The organism is Mycobacterium sp. NGS62 (genome assembly GCF_059812285.1).
Genome location: NZ_JCALCK010000039.1, coordinates 1 through 3,302, shown reverse-complemented (window position 1 = coordinate 3,302; position 3,302 = coordinate 1). Strand labels below are relative to the sequence as shown.

Genomic DNA, 3,302 nt, shown 5'->3' with positions numbered 1-3,302 from the left:
GCGGGCGATGAACGCGCGGTGGGCCGTGATGACCTCTTCGGGGTAGACGGCTTTGTAGCCCATGGTGACGTTGATGTCGCGGTGGCCTGCGACGAGCTGGGCAATGTGCGGCGGCATCCCATGCATGATCGCGTCGTGATCAGGATCCGGCGGAAGTCGTGAGGCACGAACCGCAGCGGTTGCCCGCTGGCGTCGGTGAGCCCGGTGCCGGCCAGCGCGGTGGTGATCAGCTCGCGGATCGCGGGCCCGGTGATAGGGCGGTGCTCGCCGCCGAAGCGGCGCTGGAACAGCAGTGGCATCGGCGGGTTCCAGACTCGTTCGTGGTAGTCGTAGGCGATCGAGCGGGACAGCGCCATTGGGGTCACGGACTCGGCTGATGATCGCCGAGAGCACGTCGGCCAGCTCCGGGCTGATCACCAGCAACCGTTCGGTGTCGGTCTTGGACGGCGCGATCTGCAGGAGCGGGACGAGTTCGCCGGTGGTGGGTAGCCGGTAGTGGATCAGGCTATGGTGCGACAGCTCGGTCAGCTCTTCGATGCGTACGCCGGTGTGCCGAAGGACTTCCACTGCGGCCCATGTCCAGAACGCTTGGTGCTCTTCGTGGCTGAGATCGCGCCGCTTGCCGGTGTCGGGTTCTTCGGCCCAGATTTTCCCGGCCGTGGCGTGGCTTGTGATCGAGCGGCGCAGCGTCTGGCTGGCGCTGGTGAACGACGTGCCCGGCTCGGTGGCTTCTGCCGCTTGTAGCCGCTCGATGGCGGCCTGCAGGTCGCTGGTGACGGTGTTGACCAGCACGGACATGACCGGCAGGCGTTCGCGGGTGCGTTGATCCATCCGGGACTTGCGGTGGGAGCGCTTCTTCTTCTGCGCCGCGGCGTCGGTGTCGCGGATTGGGCAGGGCGCCACCCACGGCCCCCAGCGGGACGGGTCTTCGGCGGCCCATTGACTCAGGTCGAGGTAGAAGGCGCGCACGGTCATCAGGTGGTCGGCGGCGTTGATCCGCGGCGCGGTCCGCACGGTGAGCTGTCCTTCGACACTGGTGCGGATGGTCTTGGTGGCGATGCGCTGTTTCCAGGCGGTCGCGACGTCGGCGGGCAGGTGCAGCGATGCGATGCCGGGGTGATGAATCTCCAAGTCCCGCCAGAACAGCCGGCCCAGGGTGTAGGAGAGCTTGTGCAGGCTGGCGTAGTCCAGGCTCGGCTGGCGTTCCCGCAGATAGTCCACCAGCAGGTCCCGCACCGGCCGGCAGACGAGGCGGTAGCGGTCGATGAGCTGCTCACTGCTGAGCTGGCCTCGGGTGCGCAGACCCCGAGCGGTCGGTGTGGCACCGTCGAGCACGCCGGCGGTGCGCAGCAGTTGGTAGAAGTACGGGCTGAGGGCCGCCCGCCCGGCCTGCTGGTCCTCGGCGACACGCAGTAGCTCTAGGCAGTCGCCGACGGTGATGTCGCTGACCAGGCCGCCCTTGGCGGCCAGGATGGCCGCGATCCGCCGCAGCGCCAGCTGGGCGGTGTGCGCGTTGACGCCCGCGCCATCACACAACGTTGTCAGCCGCGCGAACCCGGCCGGGTCGCGGGTGCCGGCGATCTCGCCCACCAGATCCCGCGGGGTGCTCGGTGTCATCAGCCAGCCCAGACTGGGGCGGATCACGTCGCCGCAGACCAGCAGCGACATGCCCCGGGCCAGAGCGAGACGGCCCCCTTCGTTGTCGGCCCGGCGTCGGCCGGTGCTGGCCAGCCAGCCGGCCGCCAACCGCCGCCACGCGATGTTGCCCTCAGTGTCGGCGCCCGAGGCCAGCCACCGGTCCTGCCAGCTGTCGCCGGGCTGGTGTTCGAGCCAGTCCAGCACCCGGGCCAGACCGCGGCGCCGCTCGGCCTGCAGGCCCGCCGAGGCGGTGGCGTACGGATCAGTCAGCAGCCGGGCAGTGAGCAGCTGTCGGGGCTGCACGGTTGCCGGCCAGCTGTCCGGCAGCGGGCGCGGCGGGAATTGGCGCAGCAGCGCCAGCGCTCTCGACGGACCCGACTCAGGCCGCCCGGCGGGGCGCGCTCCCTGATAAAGCGCCCCCGACACGGTGCCGGTGATCGGCGCCGCGCCGGTCACTGACCCGTCCGTCCGAACAGCACTTGCAGTGATTCGGGCCGGTAGCCCATCCGGTTGTCTACCGCACCCGGTCCGGCGGTGGGAGCCTTCGCGCGTCGGTCGTGGTGGGCCAGCACCGCAGCGATCATGTCCTCAACCGGGGCGGTCACATACAACTGTGTCGTGGACAAGTGGGCGTGTCCAAGGACCCACTGCACGTCGGTCAGGCTCATCTGCGGGTCGCGAGCCATCCGGTAAGCGGCCGAATGCCGAAGATCATGCAGCGACCAGTTCGCTCCCAATGCGGCGTTGGCCCGGGTGAACATCGCCCGCGCCGCGTGGTAGTTCAACACGCGCAACGGCCGCCGCAGGGTCCACCACAATGGCTGATCCGGGCTCGTCGGGACCAGCCCGGCTAGTTGCGCTTGATACAGCCGCAGCCACACGAACGCATCCGGCGATGCGGGCAACTGCTGCAACGCTCGGTTTCCTTTCCGGATCACGGTGATCAGCTGTTGCCCCGGGTCGACGTCGGCGAGCGTGGCACCCAAAAGCTCCGAAGCCCGCGCGCCTGTCGAGATCCAAAACGCCACCCGCGCCCGATCCCGATGTGAGCTCAGCTGAGCGAACAGCTCGTCGAACGCCGCGTCTGGGATTTGGCGCGGCGCCCGCCTGACCAGCTTGGGCCGGAACCGTCCGCTGCGCTCGGCTGTGAACGGATCCATCGGGTTGTGATGCGAGTTCGCCCGTCCGGCTCGCCGATGGCGTCCCAGCGGGAGCGGGTTCACCATCGGCCCGCTGCCCGCTTCGAGGTGGAACTCGTAGAAGCCACGCAGCACCGTCTCACAGTGCGCCACCGTCGCCGCCGCATACTTCAACCCGGGCGCCCGCTTGCCGGTCACCGGGTTTGGCGCCAACATCCGCCGCCGCGAGGAAGCCGCCGGTGTAGCCGTTCGTCCAGCGTCCCGATATCGCCAATGCACCCCAATCGGCTTGTCGATCAACTGAATCCAGCAGCAGAAATCGCGCGCCTCCACCGCGGTCGCCCGGTCCCAGGGCAGCTCGATCGCCCACACAAACCGGAACCAGCGCAACAAGTCCAGGCCATAGGACCGCAGCGTGTTCGCCGAACGACCGCACGCCTGCATATCCCGCAAGAACGCCGCGACGGATCCGACGACAGCGCCATCTGCGTCAAGGAGCCGATACGGCTCGAACACCTCGCCCGT

General features: G+C 68.9%; 2 protein-coding genes. Both read right to left on the bottom strand.

Annotated elements, in window-relative coordinates; all coding sequences use genetic code 11:
* Positions 1-2,094 (bottom strand): site-specific integrase (locus AC5Y49_RS24480; protein WP_499891968.1); only part of this gene is annotated, 2,094 nt, incomplete at its 3' end.
* Positions 2,091-3,302 (bottom strand): tyrosine-type recombinase/integrase (locus AC5Y49_RS24475; RefSeq protein ID WP_499891967.1); only part of this gene is annotated, 1,212 nt, incomplete at its 5' end. The genes AC5Y49_RS24475 and AC5Y49_RS24480, both read right to left, overlap by 4 nt.